Here is an 18,070-nt window from a genome sequence, read left to right as displayed (position 1 = left end):
CTAGTACCGAAAATCCGCTACATGCTCCCGTCGCTTGCGAACTTGAGGTTTCTGTTTACGATCCGCGGCGCTGATTCCTCACTCAACAAATGAGGTAGGCTGTACATGAGGTATAGCATTGATTATCAGCAGGTTTCGCAAGGACAATCCGATGCCAGCATTGATGCCTGTCCAGCTGACATTGTCTTCAACAGCGACCATGGCCTAGCTCTTATCCCGTGCGTTGGCGATGTTATCAACCTCCCCTCTACGGCGGTCAAAGAAGGGGTTTGCGGCATCGTTAGATCAAGGATTTTCAATTATCTCAGAGGTCCTGAAGAGCTGTACTGTCACGTCAATATTCTCGTTGAGGAGGCGGACATCAATTTCGAAAGTCTCATCTCGGAATACATGCGCAATCAGTCACGTGCTCGCTCGCCTTCTTCATAAAGTCGAAGGCGGGCCAGTCCATTAATGGTTGTGTATGGGTGAGGGTTCAGCAGAGCGAGCGCCTACTGAGCACCAGAGATGAATAGTCACAGCCTAGTGGTTTAACGCGGTACTGCTGGTGTACGCAGGGCCGGACTCATTGTTTTTTGAATGGCGCATTGCAGCACATAGAAATATAAAACCCCGGAAGCAAATACGATTGCGGACAGATAAGCAAACTCAGAGTCTAAAACCCCGGAAACCATATACAATTTAATCGTGATAGAACCCATAATAATTCCGGTACAGTACATGACGCCTGTGAACTGATTGCCCAAAAAACTCAGTATGCCGCTGAAGGCATTGTTCGCACTCAACAGCATTGCTTTCAGTATCGTCCAGCCGAGAACTGGCAGAAAAGCCTTGATCATGAAGGCGAATAACATCGACGATGCAAACAGTTTTATCGGGGTTTCTGCCCACGGCTTGATGGTGCCGTCTACTTCAACGCCGGTATACAAGATGATATTCAGAATAATCGCCATAAGGGTGCATATGCCGAGGCGTATCATTTCCCGCTTAAGCGGGGCCATCATTATCACTGCGTGAATCTTGTTTCCAAAGTATCGTTTTAGTCCTTGGATCGACATTTTTCTTCCTATGCTCTCGGGTATGACGCTGTTGTAGCGTTGTATGACGGTCATGCTTTTACCCGAAGAGAGGTGACGCTTCAACGGTCCTGAATTGCGCAGGGGATCTCATGTCCTTCCCCTGGCTGGGTAGCTTGCTGAGAAATTCTCATCTACCTGCGTGGCAACGATGCGGCCACCCCGCCGCCGTCAGAGCTCTGGAGGACTGGCTGCTGTCAGCAACTCATCGAGTGACGGAACCTTAGCGTTTGCACTGAGGACGAGTGTTCTGGATCGGAGTATGGATACATCAAAGAAAGATTCGCACTCGACTCTTCCGTTTACTTCTCTCCAGTGGGTGACTTCTGGTATCAACTCATTAGGCACCGGGTATAGTGCCATAGGGTTATGGAATACCTCCACTTCAGCAGACCACGGATCGTAGCCATATTGCGGCCAGAGCTGACCGTAGTCGCTGGACGCTACATCCAACAGAAATGGGATACCTCGTGATGCTCCCGGAGAACGGTCGAAAAACTCACCAAACCGCAAGTATCGGTACCCGTCTAGATGAGCTCCACCTGAGATCGGCACTCGGCTGAGCTTTGGCACTGTGCAGGCATTGGTGAAAATGACCGCTGAAAGATGGGCATTTTCCATTAGCGTAAATAGGCCGTTGGGGCGCCCTGATAGCAGAGATGTCTCTTCCTCCACAGTTATCAGGTGCGTACCACGATGCGCAGATGAGTGAACTGCAAAGCCATAGAGATAGCTGATGAGCGACTCCCTGCTCCACAGCATTGAACTGGGCGCATGGAAATCGGCTAAGGCCAGAATGAGCGGCTTACCCTCCACGTGCGGTAGGGATTCGTAACGCTTGTCCAATTTGTTTTGGATGGTCCTCGCAAACCTTTCTGCAGCCGCTCCTAAGAAACGCTCATGTCGGTCAGCGGGTGGGGGGACCGGCGAGGCGCCAAAATGCTCATACCGCTCTTCCGGGTTGGCTGTCACTGCTTCAACCCAGGCCTCATCTCCCAGCCTATTCTCGATGTGAAAATCGGGTGATTCTTTAGGCTGGATGACCAAGAGTCCCTGTTCACGAAAAATCGCTAATAGGTGGGCTTCCCAGAGGCGGGTGTGAAAATTCTCAGTCTGGCAATCGGGAACCCAATTTCTGTCTGGGGATGGCAGTGCGAGATACAGTTGATTCAGCGCCCACGCCCCAATACGGCGGCTTGGATCAAATAGTGATTTGAACACCACGCTTGGTGTGCGCTTACCCATTCTGCTTAGAGGAGCACGTCGTCGTTCACCTGAAGGGAGTGGAAGCGGATGGGCTTGGGTATAGAGAAAATGGCTGATTGAGGCGCGGGCTTCGGACTCGCCAGTGGTGCACTCACCATGGCTGAGGAGCACCCACACGCTATCGACACGACGCCGCAAGGTGACAATTCCGAAGCTGCCGGAATTGATATTTCGGGTTAGAGCGGCACAAGAAATTCCGTCCTCACTAAGCCATGCCCCTACTGGCGGGCTGTCCCCAAACCCCAACCCTCGTGGAAGCGACAAAGCGATTAGATCGAACATCGGCGCAGCAATTTCTTTCATTCGCTGATCTCGGCAGTCGTCAAAATGCATTCCATCAATGCCTCGGAGCGTGCCCGCCGGCGATGGCATCGGTGGAGGTACCTATTGAAGAAGGGGGCTTTGCTCCACCAGGACGTCTCGGTTGGTGAAGATGGTCTCAATGGTTGCAGCCTCGGCAGCCACATGAGTCTTTCGCGTGATCTCTTCAAGGGCCAGTTCGAGCCGGTAGTCTTGGAAATACTCGTACAGCTTTTCAGAGCTCTCGGATATCTCCTCCCCACCATTTTTTGCGAACAAGATGTGGATGATCGCTGCGAGTGGGAGGGAGATGTCGAGATCCTTCTCTTCTGCATCTGACTCCGAGTTCAAACCGTCGAAATACCTCTCCAGATGATTCTGGAGCTCCTCAAGCCAGAACTGAGATAGGTTGCTAGGTAGGGAGCTTTCAGGCCCGGTCAGAAGGACTTCATCTCTGAATAGAGCCAGCAGATTGGGGTTTGCCATGGAGGACCTCACGATTAGATTTGAGAGCAACTGGTCAGCATAGTCCACCTCAAGATGACCACCTCCTTGACGCCCATCCTGGTGCTCCTGAGCATCAGACGAGTGAATCGCCCCGAAACCTGTAGATACAAAATGACCGCTTCTCGCCGTTAGCTGCCTTTCTTGAAGGACAGCTTTGGGTCGATAGCGGCCTTCGTGGAGGTTGGTGTCTACGGGGTCGGTTTAGTCATTCTGAATCTCCGGTTTCACCTCCGTGAGGCCGGCCATCGTCATGCATCAGATCTTGATTGACACGCGTGCCGCTTTGGATAGCCTTGCAATTGAGGGCTGCAACTGCGCATTTGTCGGGCCTGGGTACCAGCATGAGCCCCCGCAATTTTGGCAGCAGAGGAAGCTGGTTCCTCTGAAGTAGTGACGGCGGGCATTGCCAGTCGGATTCTGAACCCAAGGTCGCCAGACTAGGAGCTAAAGGATCGCTGCGACTACTCCTCATCCCTTACCGAAAAGTCACGCGTCGGTCGTAAACGGCCCTTTCCAGGCCAATCAACTTTTGTGATTGGTGAGTAGGGATTTCTCGGCTTTTCTGTGAAAAGCACCCCTTCATTTCACAAAAAAAATGGCGAAGATTCCAATTTCACGGGGTCTGGCCTATCACCTATTTTGTGAACCTACATCCGGTGTAGATCGCCAGGCACTAAAAAGCCCGCGAAAGCGGGCTTTTTAGTGCCTGTAGAAATCAGTAACCGCTGAGGACGTTGACGATCACACCACTGGCAATAGCCACCAGCACATAGTCCCCGTTGACATACAACCAGCGGTGATCACGTGGTGGCGCATACAGGTGGCGTGCTTTCCAGTCGGTCACCCAGTAACGGTCGCCGCGGTAGTGCGGATCAACCACATGGCCACGCTGCCACTGCTGATGCGGAACCGGCATGCCCGGTTGTGGGCGGAAATTCGGGTCGCGATAAGCGGGACCGCGGCCATTATCATGTCGGCCTTGGTACTGTGGCTGACCATGCGGTGGGTTGCCCTGGTGCAATGGGTCGCCATCATGCCGGTCAGGTGGGCCTGGCTGCGCGAAACTGGCCAAGGGGGCGCTGAGCATGAGCGCGGCGCAGATCACGGTCAGGGTTTTCTTCATTTTGCGGTCCTCTGCATGTTGACGCCTGGCGGGAGCTGACTGGCTGCCAGGTTCGGTTAACTGATCAGACCACAATCATTCCCGCTTAATGTCAGGACAGAGGTAAAGGTCCGGTAAAGGTCTGAGGAGGCACGGTGGATGGCACCGGCTTCGCCGGTGTTCACGGGTGAACCCGCTCCCACAGGATGTGTGTTGCCGTCGGGAATAAGCAGGCCCTTGTAGAGCGCGTTAACCGAAGGCGTCAATTCAGGCCAAGCTCCTTCAACCGGCGATACAGGGTGCGCTCGCTCAGGCCAAGGTGACGGGCCAGTTCACTGCGCGAGCCCTTGAACTGTTGCAGTGCCTGGGCCAGCTCACCCAGGTGATTGCGCCGGCCATCTGCCGTGATCGCCCCTGTCGACCCAATGTCCTCCGGCAAATGCTCGGGCCGGATAAGTCCGTCGTCCGCAAACAAACGCGCCCTTTCCAGAATGTTGCGAAGTTCGCGAATATTGCCTGGGAATGGATGCAGCACGAGTTTCTGCAAGGCCTCGTCGCTCAGCCTGGGTGTCGGCTTGCCGGCCATGCGCTGCAGCAGGCTCTGGGCGAGCAACGGTAGGTCTTCTGCTCGTTCGCGCAATGCCGGCAGACGTATCGGGAAGCCGCTGATGCGGTAGTACAGGTCTTCGCGGAAGGTGCCGTCCGCGACCATTTGCTTCAGCGGTTTATGGGTTGCCGATACCAGGCGGAAATCCGAATGCACCGTACGCAGGCTACCTACCGGGCGGAAGCTGCCGGACTCGATCAGGCGCAGCAGCTTCACTTGCATCGCCAGCGGGACCTCGCCAATTTCATCCAGAAACAGGGTGCCACCATGCGCCGCTTCAGCCAGGCCGATCTTGCGCTGGTTGGCGCCAGTGAACGCGCCCTTCTCGTAGCCGAACAACTCGCTCTCGAACAACGACTCGGTCAGGCCGGTACAGTCAACCACCACCAACGGGCCGTTGGCCCGGGGGCTACCCAAGTGCACAGCGCGGGCGAACAGTTCCTTGCCGGTACCCGACTCACCCTGTAGCAACACCGGGATCTGCGCCGGTGCTGCACGTTGCAGGCTGGCCAGGGCCGCTTTGAATGCTGGCGCGCGGCCGACCAGCCCTTGTTCCTGAGGCTGCGCCGACGCGAGGGTAATGCTGGTCAGGCGTTCGACAAAGGCCACCACCCTGCCCTGTTCATCCAGGATCGGCCGCAGCTCTACATCCACATGCTCGGGGCCGCGTGGCGTGTGATGAATGTGCAAAACCCGCTCCGGTGCCTTGCTGTGCCACGCCTTGCGCATCGGGCAATGCTCGCCGGCCTGGTCGCAAGGCACGGCGTAGTGGTGCGAGACCTTGTGGCATTTCTCACCCAGCGGCGCCTGCTCATGGCGACCGAACTGGCGGCGATAGGCAGCGTTGGCCGCCAGGATGTTGTAGTCGGTATCCAGCACGATGGTTGGCAGGGCATCGTGCTCAAGATAGGAAACCAAAGCTAGGATGAGGGGATGGGCTTCAGGCATGACGGCACCGATTGGATGACCGGCGCAGGGTAACAAGGACTGCCAAACACTGCCATCGGCTGACAGTCGACTGCCATCTGCGCTGCCACTGTCGTCGGCAATTGTCAGCAACGGGCCGGTTTCATTGGCCCAAACGCAGGAAAATGCCTGGCATGCATCTTGATAAACCTCCTGGCACTGCCTACGCCTGTACAAGGCTGGGCGGATAAATTGGAGAACGCGATGATCATCGGCAACAACCTGCACGTGGACGCTTTTTACGACAAGGCGACCTCGACCATCAGCTACCTGGTCATGGACGGCGAAACGCGCAAGTGTGCGTTGATCGACAGTGTCCTGGACTATGACCCCAAGTCGGGGCGTACCTGCACTGCTTCGGCGGACCAGTTGATTGACCGGGTGAAGGAGCTGCGAGCTGACGTGCAGTGGGTGCTGGAAACCCATGTGCATGCCGACCACCTTTCGGCGGCGGCCTATTTGAAGGAACAGCTTGGCGGCCATACCGCCATCGGCGCGCATATCACCCAGGTACAGAAAGTGTTCGGTGCCCTGTTCAACGCCGAGCCTGGCTTCGCCCGCGATGGCAGCCAGTTCGATGTGCTGTTCGAGGACGAGGAAGGTTTCCGCATTGGCAACCTGCATGCCCGTGCGTTGCACACCCCGGGGCACACACCTGCGTGCATGAGCTTCATGATAGAGGACGCCGGCGAGACAGCGGTGTTCGTCGGCGACACCCTGTTCATGCCCGACTACGGTACCGCCCGTTGCGACTTCCCTGGGGCTGATGCTCGCACCCTGTACCGCTCGATCCGTCGCCTGCTGGCCTTCCCCGACCAGACCCGGCTGTTCATGTGCCACGACTACCTGCCAGGTGGCCGTGACATGCAGTACGTCACCACCGTGGCCGAGCAGCGCGCCAACAATATTCATATCCACCAGGGCATCGATGAGGACAGCTTCGTCGCCATGCGTGAAGCCCGCGACAAGACCCTCGACATGCCCGTGCTGATCCTGCCTTCGGTGCAGGTGAACATGCGCAGCGGCCAGTTCCCCGCGCCGGAAGATAACGGTGTGAGTTACCTGAAGATTCCGCTGAACAAGCTGTGACCGCCCTGCCCCATAACCAGATTTACAGGATTTACCGCCATGCCTGCCTTGTTGTCCCCTGCCAATACCGACCACCACAAAGTGGTCATCGTCGGTGCCGGCGCCGCCGGAATCGCCACCGCTTCCAGTTTGATCAGCCGTGACCCGTCGCTGGATGTGACCTTGATCGACCCCGCCGAAGTGCACTACTACCAGCCCGGCTGGACCATGGTTGGTGCCGGTGTGTTCAAGGCGCCAAGCACTGCCCGCACCATGGCCTCGACCATTCCGCGCGGCGTGCGCTGGATAAAGGCACGCGTGCAGGGGTTCGACCCGCTGGGCCAACTGGTCCTCCTCGAAGGCGGCCGCGCCATCAGTTATGAACAGTTGGTGGTCTGCCCCGGCCTCAAGCTGGATTGGGCGGCCATTGATGGCCTCAGCGAGACCTTGGGCCGCAACGGCGTCACCTCCAACTACCGCTACGACCTGGCGCCCTACACCTGGGAACTGGTACAGAAGCTCAAGCAAGGCCGAGCCCTGTTTTGCCAGCCGCCCATGCCGATCAAGTGTGCAGGCGCGCCGCAGAAGGCGCTGTACCTGTCTTGCGACCACTGGCTGCGGCATGGTCACCTGGGGGCTGTGAAAGCCAGTTTCTTCAATGCTGGCGCAGTATTGTTCGGTGTGGCGGACTACGTGCCCGCATTGCTGAAGTACATCGACAAGTACGCCGTGGACCTCAATTTTTCCCACCGCCTGGTCGCCGTGGACGGTCCGAACAAGCGCGCCACCTTCGTGCGCACATTGGCCGATGGCAGCAACGAAACGCGTATCGAGGCCTTCGACATGCTGCATGTAGTACCGCCGCAGGTGGCACCGGACTTCATTCGTGAAAGTCCGTTGGCCGACAGCGCCGGCTGGGTCGATGTCGATCCGCATACCCTGCGCCATCGCCACTTCACCAATGTCCATGCCCTTGGGGACGTGGCCAATACCAGCAATGCCAAGACCGCCGCCGCTGCACGTAAGCAGGCTCCGGTCGTGGCCAACAATGTACTGGTGGCCCTGGGCAGGCTGCCTACCATGGCCCAGTACGATGGTTATGGATCGTGCCCGCTCACCGTCGAGCGCGGCAAGATCGTGCTGGCCGAGTTCACCTATGGAGGCAAGCTGGCACCGAGCTTCCCCAACTGGCTATTGGATGGTCGTAAACCGACACGTCTGGCCTGGTTGCTCAAGGCGCAGGTGCTGCCACCCTTGTACTGGAAAGGCATGCTCAAGGGCCGCGAGTGGTTGGCACGGCCACAGCCGTTGGTAGCCGAGGGTCGGCAGTGATCGAACATCAAATACTGGGAGCGGGCCTGGGCGCGATCATCGGTGCCGTGCTGGCATTGACCGGTGCCGGCGGTGGCATTCTCGCAGTGCCTTTGCTGGTGTTCGGCCTGGGGCTGTCGATGGTCGAGGCGGCACCGGTCGGCCTGCTGGCCGTAGGCATCGCGGCAGCGGTGGGTGCTGTGCTGGGCTTGCGGCAAGGCCTGGTGCGCTACCGGGCGGCGCTGTTCATCGCATTGATCGGTGTGGCAGCGGCGCCGTTCGGGCTGACGCTGGCGCACCGCCTGCCGAACACGCCACTGCAGTTGGTGTTCGCCGGGGTGTTGGTGTATGCCTGTCTGCGCATCTGGCGCAAGGCGGCCAAGGAACTGCGCGGCGAAGCCAATGATGCCCATCGCTACATCGAACCCTGCGTGCTGAACCCGCTGCAGGGCCGTTTGCGCTGGACCCTGCCCTGCGCGCGCGCCCTGGCCTTCACCGGCGCATTGTCCGGGCTGCTCTCCGGCCTGCTCGGCGTGGGCGGTGGCTTTGTCATCATCCCGGCCCTTAACCGCTACACCAACCTGCGGATGGCCAGCATCGTCTCCACTTCGCTGGCGGTGATCGCGCTGGTGTCCACCGGCAGTGTGGTCAGCGCCAGCCTCGCAGGGGTCATGCACTGGCAGGTTGGCGCCCCGTTCGCCGTCGGTGCGGTGCTCGGCCTGCTGCTGGCGCGGCCATTGGCGGCCAGGCTGGCCGGGCCGCGCTTGCAGCAGATGTTTGCCGTGGCCGGTTGGGCTGCGGCCCTGCTGCTGGCCGGCAAGGCGCTACTGGGCTAGCAGCTCGCTCTGTTCTGCCGCGCACAGCGCCAGCAGGTAGTCCCACACTACCCGCAGGCGCACTGACTTGTGCAGTTCGCGGCGGGTGCAGATCCAGTAGCTGCGCTGGATGGTTTCGCCAGGCAGCACGCGCACCAGCGTCGAGTCGTGGCGGGCCATGTAGTTGGGCAGTACGGCGATGCCCAACCCGGCGCGGGCGGCGGTTTGCTGGGCGATCACGCTGGTGCTGCGAAACACCACGTTGGGGGCCCGACAGAAGCTGTTGAGAAACAGCAGTTCCTGGCTGAACAGCAAGTCGTCGACGTAGCCGATCCAGCTGTGCCGGGCCAGGTCCTCGCGGTTGCGCAGCGGGGGCGCGCGATCCAGGTAGTCCTGGCTGGCGTACAGGGCCAGGCGATAGTCGGTGAGTTTGCGGGTGATCAGCAGGTCGGCGTTGGGCCGTTCCAGGTGGATGCTGATCTCCGCCTCGCGGTTGAGGATGCTGACGAAGCGCGGTACTGCCACCAGCTCCACTTCCAGGCCGGGGTAGCGGTCGAACAGCGCATTCATGCGCGGGGTGAAGAACATGATGCCGATGCCTTCGGTCACCCCCAGGCGAATCTTGCCCAGCGGCGTGATGGCCTGGGTGATTTCTTCCTGCGCCAGCAGGGCGACGTTTTCCATGGCTTCGGCGTGCTTGAGCAGGGCCTGGCCCGAGGGGGTCAGTTCATAGCCCTGGGCATGCTGCACGAACAGCGCAGTCCCCAGGCTTTGCTCGATGCTCTCGATGTGCCGGGCCACGGTGCTGTGGGTGGTGTTGAGGCGCTTGGCGGCGGTAAGCAGGCGGCCGCTGCGCTGCAACTCGAGGAAAAACCGCAGATCGTTCCAGTCGAACATGCTGATCCTTTTTGGCAGTTCGTTCCGGCCCCTTTGCGGGCAAGCCCGCTCCCACAGGGATCGCGTTACCTTGTGGGAGCGGGCGTGCCCGCGAAGAGGCCAGTACAGACTTACCACTGTGCTAAAACGCACAGCGGCTGCGCGAAATCTCGTGTTTCCTCCACGAAATTACTCACTAAGATGGATCGGGACAAGAATAATAATCAGGCCCGAGGTTGCACATGCCATCAGCCGATTCTGTCTTCGACTACGTGGTCGTAGGAGCCGGTCCCGCCGGTTGCCTGTTGGCCAATCGTTTGTCCGCCGACCCTTCCTGCCGCGTACTGCTGCTGGAAGCGGGTGGCCGCGACAACTATCCTTGGATCCACATCCCCGTCGGTTACCTCTATTGCATCGGCAACCCGCGCACCGACTGGTGCTTCAAGACCGAGGCGCAGCCCGGCCTGGGTGGTCGTGCATTGGGCTACCCTCGCGGCAAGGTGCTAGGTGGCTGCTCCTCGATCAACGGCATGATCTACATGCGCGGCCAGGCTGCCGACTACGACCGTTGGGCCGAGCAAGGCAACGACGGCTGGGCCTGGAAGGACGTACTGCCGCTGTTCAAGGCCAGCGAAAGCCACTTTGCCGGCGCCAGCGAGCACCACGGTGGTGATGGCGAATGGCGGGTCGAGCGCCAGCGCTATAGCTGGCCGATCCTCGATGCCTTCCGTGATGCCGCCGAGCAAAGCGGCATCGGCAAGGTCGATGACTTCAATACCGGCGACAACCAGGGCTGTGGATATTTCCAGGTCAACCAACGCAGCGGTGTGCGCTGGAACGCTTCCAAGGCTTTCCTGCGGTCGATCAAGGACCGCCCCAACCTCACCGTGCTGACCGGCGTTCAGGTTGACCAGGTGCTGCTCAACAACACCCGTGCACGGGCGGTGAAGGCGTTCTGGCAGGGTGCCTGGCACGAGTTTGCGGCACGTCGCGAGATCATCCTCTGTGCGGGCGCTGTGGGCTCTCCCGGTATCCTGCAGCGCTCCGGCATCGGCCCGCGGCAGCTCCTGCAAAGCCTGGGCATTGGCGTGCGACACGACATGCCAGGCGTTGGCGGCAACCTGCAGGATCACCTGCAACTGCGCCTGATCTACCAGATCCGCAATACCCGTACCCTGAACCAGATGGCCAACAGCCTGTGGGGCAAGATGGGCATGGGCCTGCGCTACCTCTATGACCGCAGTGGCCCGTTGGCCATGGCCCCGAGCCAGCTGGGTGCATTCGTGCGTTCAAGCCCGGAGCAGGCCACCGCCAATCTGCAGTACCACGTGCAGCCGCTGTCACTTGAGCGATTCGGCGAACCACTGCACACGTTCCCGGCCTTTACCGCCTCGGTGTGCAACCTGCGCCCGGCCAGCCGCGGGCGTATCGATATCTGCAGCAGCGACATGAACAGCACGCCGCTGATCGACCCCAACTACCTCAGCGACCCCCAGGACCTGCGCGTCGCCGCCGATGCCATTCGTCTTACCCGGCGTATCGTCCAGGCCCCTGCCCTCGCTGCGTTCGACCCAAAGGAATACTTGCCGGGCCCAGCCCTGCAAACCGAAGAAGAGCTGTTCGAAGCCGCCGGTAAGATCGGCACCACCATCTTCCACCCGGTCGGCACCTGCCGCATGGGCAATGGCGAACTGGACGTTGTAGATAACCAGTTGCGCGTACACGGCATCCCTGGCCTGCGTGTGGCGGACGCCTCGATCATGCCGCAGATCACCTCCGGCAATACTTGTTCACCCACCCTGATGATCGCCGAGAAGGCGGCGCAACTGATCCTCAAAGGAGCTGCCACCCAGACCTATTTGAACGAAGACGCGATACCGACGCCCTGACCCCGGGTGCGTGCAGTACCGGCAGCTGGCGGTCAGAAGCTGCCGACAGTGGAACAAGAAGAATAATCACTGTGGCCTGCGGGCCGAGGACAGCAACGATGTCGGATTACATCCAAGAGCAGAGTGCGGCGGCCAGCAGCTCCAGCCGTCGTGAAGAACGCAAGATCATTTTCGCGTCATCCCTCGGGACAGTTTTCGAGTGGTATGACTTTTTTCTCTATGGTGCGCTGGCAGCGGTCATCAGCAAGCAGTTCTTCGCTGGCGTGAACGACACCACAGCCTTCATCTTTGCCCTCATGGCCTTTGCCGCCGGCTTCCTGGTGCGTCCGTTCGGTGCGCTTGTGTTCGGCCGGCTGGGCGACATGATCGGGCGCAAGTACACCTTCCTGGTCACCATCGTGCTGATGGGCCTGTCCACCTTCGCGGTGGGGTTGTTGCCCACCTACGCCAGCATCGGCATCGCGGCACCGATCATCCTGGTGGTCCTGCGCATGCTGCAGGGGCTGGCGTTGGGTGGTGAATACGGCGGTGCGGCCACCTATGTGGCCGAGCATGCGCCGCCCGGCAAGCGCGGTTTCCACACGGGTTTCATTCAGTCCACCGCCACCCTTGGCCTGTTGTTGTCGCTGGTGGTGGTGCTGGGCAGCCGCTATATCAGTGGCGACCAGTTCGAAACCTGGGGTTGGCGCCTGCCGTTCCTGTTGTCGATCGTGCTGCTGGCGATTTCCACCTGGATCCGCATGAGCATGCACGAGTCGCCGGCCTTCGTGAAAATGAAGGCCCAGGGCAAGGTCAGCAAGTCGCCGATCCGTGAGTCGTTCACCTCCTGGCCGAACCTTAAAGTGGTGCTCACCGCCCTGTTCAGCATCAACGCCGGGCAGGCCGTGACCTTCTACACGGCGCAGTTCTACGTGCTGTTCTTCATGACCCAGATGCTGAAGATGGACCCGGCCCAGGCCAACACCCTGCTGATCATCAGCGTGGTCATTGGTGCGCCGTTCTTCGTGTTCTTCGGCTGGTTGTCCGACCGTATTGGCCGCAAGCCGATCCTGATGCTCGGCCTGCTCCTGGCCACGGTGCTGTACTTCCCGCTGTTCAAGGCGCTGAGCCACTACGCCAACCCACAGATCGACGCAGCCAGCCGCCAGGCGCCGATCGTTGTCACTGCCGACCCGCAAGGCTGCACCTTCCAGTTCGACCCGGTGGGCAAGGCGCGTTTCGACAGCCCGTGCGACAAGGTCAAGACCTTCCTGGTCAAGCAAGGCCTACCGTACAGCTCTGTGGATGTGGCCGGCAGCGATGTGGTGGTTAACATCGGTGACAAGACCATCAACGGCTTCGACGAAGCAGCCATGCGTGCTGCGGTGGAACAGGCCGGTTACCCGGCCAAGGCCGACCCTGGGCAGGTCAACCAGGTGATGGTGGTGGTGCTGATCGTGGCGATGATCCTGATCGCGACCATGACCTATGGCCCGCTGGCGGCGGTGATGGTCGAGCTATTCCCCACTCGCATCCGCTACACCTCGATGTCACTGCCCTACCACATTGGCAACGGCTGGTTCGGTGGCTTCCTGCCAACGGTGTCGTTCGCGCTGGTGGTGTACACCGGGGATATCTTCTATGGGCTGTGGTACCCGGTGCTGGTGACCGGGATCAGCCTGGTGGTGGGGATCTTCTGCCTGAAAGAAACCAGGGATGTGGATATCGACAAGATCTGACGGCTGCAACGGGCCCTTTCTACACGCCCGCATGAGGCAATAAAAAACCGGCTGTAAAAGCCGGTTTTCTTATGCCCCAAAAAACTTATGCACGATTTTCAGAAAAATGTCATACACAGAAATAAACAGCTAATTCAAACACTTAGCGATCACTTCAGGCTTTTAATCCAAAACAGTTCACAAGTTATCCACAGAAGGTCAGGCCATCTGTTCCTGGGGTTTTTCCTCTGCTGGCGGCAGCGAACCCATGGCCCGCTGGGTCGCTTCGTTCCACGCCGCAGCGCGGTCGTTGAGCTCGGCAATGGCCCGTGGCCCGGTGCCGTTGGCGTACATCGGCTCGCCAATCACCACCTCGATTGTGCCCGCGCGCTTGCCCCAGCCGGTCTTGGGCCAGAACTTGCCGGCGTTATGGGCAATCGGCAGCACCGGCAGGCCGGCATTCACTGCCAGCGCGGTACCGCCACGGGAGAACTTGCCCATGGTGCCGAATGGCACGCGGGTGCCTTCCGGGAAGATCAGCACCCAGGTCTTCTGCTTGAGCAGCTCGTCACCCTTGCTGGCTACCTGGCGCAGGGCTTCCTTGGGGTTATCGCGGTTGATCGCGATCGGCCGCAGCATGGCCATGGCCCAACCGAAGAACGGCACGTACAGCAACTCGCGCTTGAGCACCTGGCTAAGCGGCGAGAAATACTGGGAAAGGAAGAAGGTTTCCCAGGTGCTCTGGTGGTTGGACAGGATCACGCAAGGCTCATCAGGCACGTTCTCGGCGCCAGTGATCTTGTAGTCGATACCCAGGATGGTGCGCACCAGGAACAACGCGCAACGGCACCAGTACACGTTGATGAACTTGTAGCGCTTGGGGAACGACAGGAACGGCGCAACGAAGAAGCTCAGCGAGCACCACAGCAGCGAACTGGTGCCCAGCAGCAGGTAAAAAAGAAAGATTCTGATCGCCTGCAGGATCGACATAGTGGCTTGTACCATTGCGGGGCATGCCCGCCTGAGAAAAATGCGCCCGAAGGCGCACTGTTTAAATTAGTTCTCTGGCGATAGCTGCCAGATCGTCGAAAATCAGTGTAGTTTCTGGGACGCCTTTTTCCAGGGTCCGCTCGCCCTTGCCGGTTTTCACCAACACGGGTTGTGCACCGACGGCCAGGGCGGCCTCCAGGTCACCTTTGCTGTCGCCAACGAACCAGACGCCTTCCAGGCCGACCTGGTAATGCTCGGCGATCGCCCGCAGCATGCCAGGCTTGGGCTTGCGGCAATCGCAGCCTTCGTCCGGCCCGTGCGGGCAATACACGATGTGGCCCACTTCGCCACCCTGCTCGGCCACCAGCGCGCGCAGGCGCGCGTGCATGGCCTCGAGGGTAGTCAGCGCATAGTAGCCACGGGCAATGCCGGACTGGTTGGTGGCCACGGCCACCGTCCAGCCCGCCTTGCTCAACTGCGCGATCGCATCGACCGAGCCAGGGATCGGCACCCACTCGTCCAGCGTCTTGATGTAGGCGTCGGAGTCGTAGTTGATTACTCCGTCACGGTCGAGAATCAGCAGTTTCAAGGCTTACCCCAGCAGCGAAATGTCGGCCACGCCCAGGAACAGGCCGCGCAGGCGGCTGAGCAGGGCATAACGGTTGGCGCGTACCTTGGCATCCTCGGCGTTGACCATCACCGCCTCGAAGAAGGCGTCGACCGGGTCACGCAGGGCCGCCAGGCGGGCCAGCGATTCGCTGTACTGGCGTGCAGCAGCCATCGGTTGCACGGCCTGGTCGGCCTGCTGGATGGCCGAGTACAGGGAGAACTCGTTGGCGTTGTCGAAGTACTTCGGCTCGACGTGATCGGCGATGGCGCCTTCGGCCTTGCTCAGCAGGTTCGACACGCGCTTGTTCACCGCGGCCAGGGCCTCGGCTTCCGGCAGCTTGCGGAAGGCTTGTACAGCCTGCACGCGCTGGTCGAAGTCCAAGGCAGAACCTGGCTGCAGGGCACGGACCGACAGGTAGGTGGCCACGTCGATGCCTTCGTCTTCGTAACGCGCACGCAGGCGGTCGAAGATGAACTCCAGCACCTGTTCGGCCAGGCCGGCGGCCTTGACCTTGGCGCCGAACTGCTTGACCGCGAACTCGACCGCACCGGTCAGGTCCAGGTCCAGCTGCTTCTCGATCAGGATACGCAGCACGCCCAAGGCGGCACGGCGCAGGGCGTACGGGTCCTTGCTGCCGGTAGGCAGCATGCCGATGCCGAAGATGCCGACCAGGGTGTCGAGCTTGTCGGCGATGGCCACGGCAGCACCGGTGAGGGTCTGCGGCAGCTCGGCGCCTGCACCGCGCGGCATGTACTGCTCGTTCAGGGCCAGGGCCACGTCTTCCGGCTCACCGTCGTTGAGCGCGTAGTAGTAACCGGCAACACCCTGCATTTCAGGGAATTCGCCGACCATCTCGGTGGCCAGGTCGCACTTCGACAGCAGGCCGGCACGGCCGGCGCGCTGGGCGTCGCCGCCGATCAGCGGGGCGATGAAGGCGGCCAACCGAGAAACGCGCTCGGCCTTGTCGTACACGGTACCCAGCTGAGCCTGGAACACCACGTTCTTCAGGCGCTCGTTGAAGGTTTCCAGCGGTTGCTTCTTGTCCTGCTTGAAGAAGAACTCGGCGTCGGTCAGGCGTGGGCGCACGACCTTCTCGTTGCCTTGCACGATCTGCTTCGGGTCGCGGCTCTCGACGTTGGCCACGGTGATGAAGCGCGGCAGCAGCTTGCCTTCGCTGTCCAGCAGGCAGAAGTACTTCTGGTTGTCCTGCATGGTGGTGATCAGGGCTTCCTGCGGCACTTCGAGGAAGCGCTCCTCGAACGAGCACACCAGCGGCACTGGCCACTCGACCAGGGCGGTCACTTCGTCCAGCAGCGCCGGCGGCACGATGGCGCTGCCTTCCTGCTGCATGGCCAGTTCGGCGGTACGCTTGCTGATCAGCTCCCGGCGCTCGGCGAAGTCGGCCAGCACGTAGGCTTTGCGCAGGTCTTCGACGTAGTTGGCCGGGGTGGTGATGACCACGTTTTCCGGGTGGTGGAAGCGGTGGCCACGGGATTCACGGCCTGCCTTCTGCGACAGGATGGTGCAGTCGACCACTTGGTCGCCCAGCAGCATCACCAGCCATTGGGTCGGGCGCACGAACTCTTCACGGCTGGCCGCCCAGCGCATGCGCTTGGGGATCGGCAGGTCGTTGAGCGAATCTTCGACGATGGTCGGCAGCAGGCCGGTGGTGGCCTTGCCCGGGATGTGCTGGGAGAAGCGCAGCTTGGGGCCGCTCTGGTCGATTTCCGACAGCTCCACACCGCATTTCTTGGCAAAGCCCAAGGCAGCCTGGGTCGGCTCGCCGTCTTTGAAAGCAGCCTGCAGGGGCGGGCCGTCGATATTGATGCTGCGGTCAGGCTGTTGCACGTCGAGCTGGCGGATCAGCACGGCCAAGCGGCGCGGCGCGGCGTAAACCTGCTTGCCGGTGTAGTTCAGGCCAGCGGCCTGCAGGCCCTTCTCGATACCCGCCAGGAAGGCTTCGCCAAGGCTGGCGAGGGCCTTCGGTGGCAGCTCCTCGGTGCCCAGTTCTACCAGGAAATCTTGAGCACTCATTGTGCAGCCTCCAGCTTAGCCAACACTTCGTCACGCAGTTCAGGGGTGGCCATCGGGAAGCCCAGGCGTGCGCGGGCTTGCAGATAGCTTTGCGCCACGTCCCGGGCCAGGGTACGTACACGCAGGATGTAGCGCTGGCGCTCGGTTACCGAGATGGCGCGGCGGGCGTCCAGCAGGTTGAAGGTGTGCGAGGCCTTCAGGACCATTTCATAGGTCGGCAGCGGCAGCTCAAGCTTGATCAGGCGGTTGGCTTCGCTTTCGTAGAAGTCGAACAGCTCGAACAGCTTGTCGACGTTGGCGTGCTCGAAGTTGTAGGTCGACTGCTCCACCTCGTTCTGATGGAACACGTCGCCGTAGGTGACCTTGCCGAACGGGCCGTCGGCCCACACCAGGTCGTACACCGAGTCGACGCCCTGGATGTACATGGCCAGGCGCTCCAGGCCGTAGGTGATTTCACCAGTGACTGGGTAGCACTCGATGCCGCCTACCTGCTGGAAGTAGGTGAACTGGGTGACTTCCATGCCGTTGAGCCAGATTTCCCAGCCCAGGCCCCAGGCGCCGAGGGTCGGCGATTCCCAGTTGTCTTCGACGAAGCGAATGTCGTGGACCAGCGGGTCCAGGCCGATGGCTTTCAGCGAGCCGAGGTACAGCTCCTGGAAGTTGGCCGGGTTGGGCTTCAGTACCACCTGGAACTGGTAGTAGTGCTGCAGGCGGTTGGGGTTTTCGCCATACCGCCCGTCGGCAGGGCGACGGCTAGGCTGCACATAGGCGGCGTTCCAGGTTTCTGGACCCACGGCGCGCAGGAATGTAGCGGTGTGGAAAGTGCCGGCGCCTACTTCCATATCGTAGGGCTGAAGCACCACACAACCTTGCTCGGCCCAGTAGTTCTGCAGGGCGAGGATCAGGTCTTGGAAGGTACGCACGGCTGGCGTAGGCTGGCTCACGAAATTCACCTG

General features: G+C 60.4%; 16 protein-coding genes. 6 read left to right on the top strand and 10 right to left on the bottom strand.

Going from position 1 to position 18,070, the window contains the following annotated elements; all coding sequences use genetic code 11:
* Positions 1–105 precede the first annotated feature (105 nt).
* On the top strand, positions 106–429 hold the full coding sequence (locus CAG18_RS19565) for a hypothetical protein (RefSeq protein WP_010951457.1): 324 nt from the start codon (positions 106–108) through the stop codon (positions 427–429).
* Between the two features lie 101 nt (positions 430–530).
* Here the strand turns inward: CAG18_RS19565 and CAG18_RS19560 are convergent, their stop codons facing one another.
* The 5 genes from CAG18_RS19560 to CAG18_RS19540 all read right to left on the bottom strand — a co-directional run bounded on the left by CAG18_RS19560 (position 531) and on the right by CAG18_RS19540 (position 5,806).
* A complete protein-coding gene (locus CAG18_RS19560) occupies positions 531–1,058 on the bottom strand; it encodes a hypothetical protein (RefSeq protein WP_012269855.1) in 528 nt (175 codons plus the stop codon).
* 189 nt (positions 1,059–1,247) lie between these two features.
* The gene (locus CAG18_RS19555) at positions 1,248–2,675 is read right to left on the bottom strand and encodes a hypothetical protein (protein ID WP_256573406.1); all 1,428 of its coding nucleotides are present in this window, start codon (positions 2,673–2,675) and stop codon (positions 1,248–1,250) included.
* Between the two features lie 51 nt (positions 2,676–2,726).
* Positions 2,727–3,128: a hypothetical protein gene (locus CAG18_RS19550; protein WP_153428583.1), complete on the bottom strand. Its 402-nt coding sequence runs from the start codon at positions 3,126–3,128 to the stop codon at positions 2,727–2,729.
* A 736-nt stretch (positions 3,129–3,864) separates the two neighbouring features.
* Positions 3,865–4,272, bottom strand: coding sequence for an RcnB family protein (locus tag CAG18_RS19545; RefSeq protein WP_085721402.1), 408 nt, complete (start codon positions 4,270–4,272; stop codon positions 3,865–3,867).
* 241 nt (positions 4,273–4,513) lie between these two features.
* Positions 4,514–5,806 carry a sigma-54-dependent Fis family transcriptional regulator gene (locus CAG18_RS19540; protein WP_085721401.1) on the bottom strand — a complete coding sequence of 431 codons (1,293 nt, stop codon included), beginning with the start codon at positions 5,804–5,806 and terminating at the stop codon, positions 4,514–4,516.
* A 222-nt stretch (positions 5,807–6,028) separates the two neighbouring features.
* Between CAG18_RS19540 and CAG18_RS19535 the strand changes: the two genes are divergently transcribed.
* From CAG18_RS19535 to CAG18_RS19525, 3 genes are read left to right on the top strand one after another with little or no spacing between them, the layout of a single operon-like run.
* Entirely contained in the window at positions 6,029–6,913 is an 885-nt protein-coding gene (locus CAG18_RS19535) for an MBL fold metallo-hydrolase (protein ID WP_085721400.1), read from the top strand.
* A 39-nt stretch (positions 6,914–6,952) separates the two neighbouring features.
* The gene (locus CAG18_RS19530; protein ID WP_085721399.1) at positions 6,953–8,224 is read left to right on the top strand and encodes an FAD/NAD(P)-binding oxidoreductase; all 1,272 of its coding nucleotides are present in this window, start codon (positions 6,953–6,955) and stop codon (positions 8,222–8,224) included.
* Complete coding sequence (locus tag CAG18_RS19525; RefSeq protein ID WP_085721398.1) at positions 8,221–9,039, top strand: sulfite exporter TauE/SafE family protein; 819 nt, start codon at positions 8,221–8,223, stop codon at positions 9,037–9,039. The genes CAG18_RS19530 and CAG18_RS19525 overlap by 4 nt, the downstream gene beginning before the upstream one ends.
* On the opposite strand, the gene CAG18_RS19520 is transcribed toward CAG18_RS19525, so the two are convergent.
* The gene (locus CAG18_RS19520; protein WP_015268432.1) at positions 9,028–9,915 is read right to left on the bottom strand and encodes a LysR family transcriptional regulator; all 888 of its coding nucleotides are present in this window, start codon (positions 9,913–9,915) and stop codon (positions 9,028–9,030) included. The two genes, CAG18_RS19525 and CAG18_RS19520, sit on opposite strands and share 12 nt — an antisense overlap.
* Positions 9,916–10,136: 221 nt before the next feature.
* Here CAG18_RS19520 and CAG18_RS19515 point away from each other — a divergent pair, with 221 nt between their 5' ends.
* Complete coding sequence (locus tag CAG18_RS19515; protein ID WP_085721397.1) at positions 10,137–11,783, top strand: GMC family oxidoreductase; 1,647 nt, start codon at positions 10,137–10,139, stop codon at positions 11,781–11,783.
* Positions 11,784–11,881: 98 nt separating this feature from the next.
* Positions 11,882–13,501, top strand: a complete 1,620-nt coding sequence (locus CAG18_RS19510; protein ID WP_015268434.1) for an MFS transporter — start codon at positions 11,882–11,884, stop codon at positions 13,499–13,501.
* Positions 13,502–13,699: 198 nt separating this feature from the next.
* Here CAG18_RS19510 and CAG18_RS19505 read toward each other — a convergent pair whose 3' ends face one another.
* The 4 genes from CAG18_RS19505 to glyQ are packed head-to-tail and all read right to left on the bottom strand — an operon-like array spanning position 13,700 to position 18,058.
* On the bottom strand, positions 13,700–14,485 hold the full coding sequence (locus CAG18_RS19505; protein WP_025337179.1) for a 1-acyl-sn-glycerol-3-phosphate acyltransferase: 786 nt from the start codon (positions 14,483–14,485) through the stop codon (positions 13,700–13,702).
* A gap of 46 nt (positions 14,486–14,531) precedes the next feature.
* Positions 14,532–15,059 carry a D-glycero-beta-D-manno-heptose 1,7-bisphosphate 7-phosphatase gene (gene gmhB / locus CAG18_RS19500; protein ID WP_015268435.1) on the bottom strand — a complete coding sequence of 176 codons (528 nt, stop codon included), beginning with the start codon at positions 15,057–15,059 and terminating at the stop codon, positions 14,532–14,534.
* Positions 15,060–15,062: 3 nt separating this feature from the next.
* Positions 15,063–17,114, bottom strand: a complete 2,052-nt coding sequence (gene glyS, locus CAG18_RS19495) for a glycine--tRNA ligase subunit beta (RefSeq protein ID WP_003260006.1) — start codon at positions 17,112–17,114, stop codon at positions 15,063–15,065.
* Positions 17,111–18,058 carry a glycine--tRNA ligase subunit alpha gene (gene glyQ / locus CAG18_RS19490; protein ID WP_013970261.1) on the bottom strand — a complete coding sequence of 316 codons (948 nt, stop codon included), beginning with the start codon at positions 18,056–18,058 and terminating at the stop codon, positions 17,111–17,113. The genes glyS and glyQ overlap by 4 nt, the downstream gene beginning before the upstream one ends.
* Positions 18,059–18,070: the final 12 nt, after the last annotated feature.

It is taken from the genome of Pseudomonas sp. B22(2017) (assembly GCF_002113105.1).
Lineage (GTDB): Bacteria > Pseudomonadota > Gammaproteobacteria > Pseudomonadales > Pseudomonadaceae > Aquipseudomonas > Aquipseudomonas asiatica.
The sequence above is the reverse complement of the archived record's forward strand: the minus strand, read 5'-3'. Positions and strand labels throughout refer to the sequence as shown.

Bases quoted from the DNA above. Each gene is read 5' to 3' on its own strand.
- CAG18_RS19555 (WP_256573406.1), bottom strand. From the start codon at position 2,675: ATGCATTTTGACGACTGCCGAGATCAGCGAATGAAAGAAATTGCTGCG.
- CAG18_RS19545 (WP_085721402.1), bottom strand. From the start codon at position 4,272: ATGAAGAAAACCCTGACCGTGATCTGCGCCGCGCTCATGCTCAGCGCC.
- CAG18_RS19510 (WP_015268434.1), top strand. From the start codon at position 11,882: ATGTCGGATTACATCCAAGAGCAGAGTGCGGCGGCCAGCAGCTCCAGC.
- CAG18_RS19550 (WP_153428583.1), bottom strand. From the start codon at position 3,128: ATGGCAAACCCCAATCTGCTGGCTCTATTCAGAGATGAAGTCCTTCTG.
- CAG18_RS19560 (WP_012269855.1), bottom strand. From the start codon at position 1,058: ATGTCGATCCAAGGACTAAAACGATACTTTGGAAACAAGATTCACGCA.
- CAG18_RS19540 (WP_085721401.1), bottom strand. From the start codon at position 5,806: ATGCCTGAAGCCCATCCCCTCATCCTAGCTTTGGTTTCCTATCTTGAG.
- CAG18_RS19535 (WP_085721400.1), top strand. From the start codon at position 6,029: ATGATCATCGGCAACAACCTGCACGTGGACGCTTTTTACGACAAGGCG.
- CAG18_RS19530 (WP_085721399.1), top strand. From the start codon at position 6,953: ATGCCTGCCTTGTTGTCCCCTGCCAATACCGACCACCACAAAGTGGTC.
- CAG18_RS19565 (WP_010951457.1), top strand. From the start codon at position 106: ATGAGGTATAGCATTGATTATCAGCAGGTTTCGCAAGGACAATCCGAT.
- CAG18_RS19520 (WP_015268432.1), bottom strand. From the start codon at position 9,915: ATGTTCGACTGGAACGATCTGCGGTTTTTCCTCGAGTTGCAGCGCAGC.
- glyS (WP_003260006.1), bottom strand. From the start codon at position 17,114: ATGAGTGCTCAAGATTTCCTGGTAGAACTGGGCACCGAGGAGCTGCCA.
- CAG18_RS19515 (WP_085721397.1), top strand. From the start codon at position 10,137: ATGCCATCAGCCGATTCTGTCTTCGACTACGTGGTCGTAGGAGCCGGT.
- CAG18_RS19505 (WP_025337179.1), bottom strand. From the start codon at position 14,485: ATGGTACAAGCCACTATGTCGATCCTGCAGGCGATCAGAATCTTTCTT.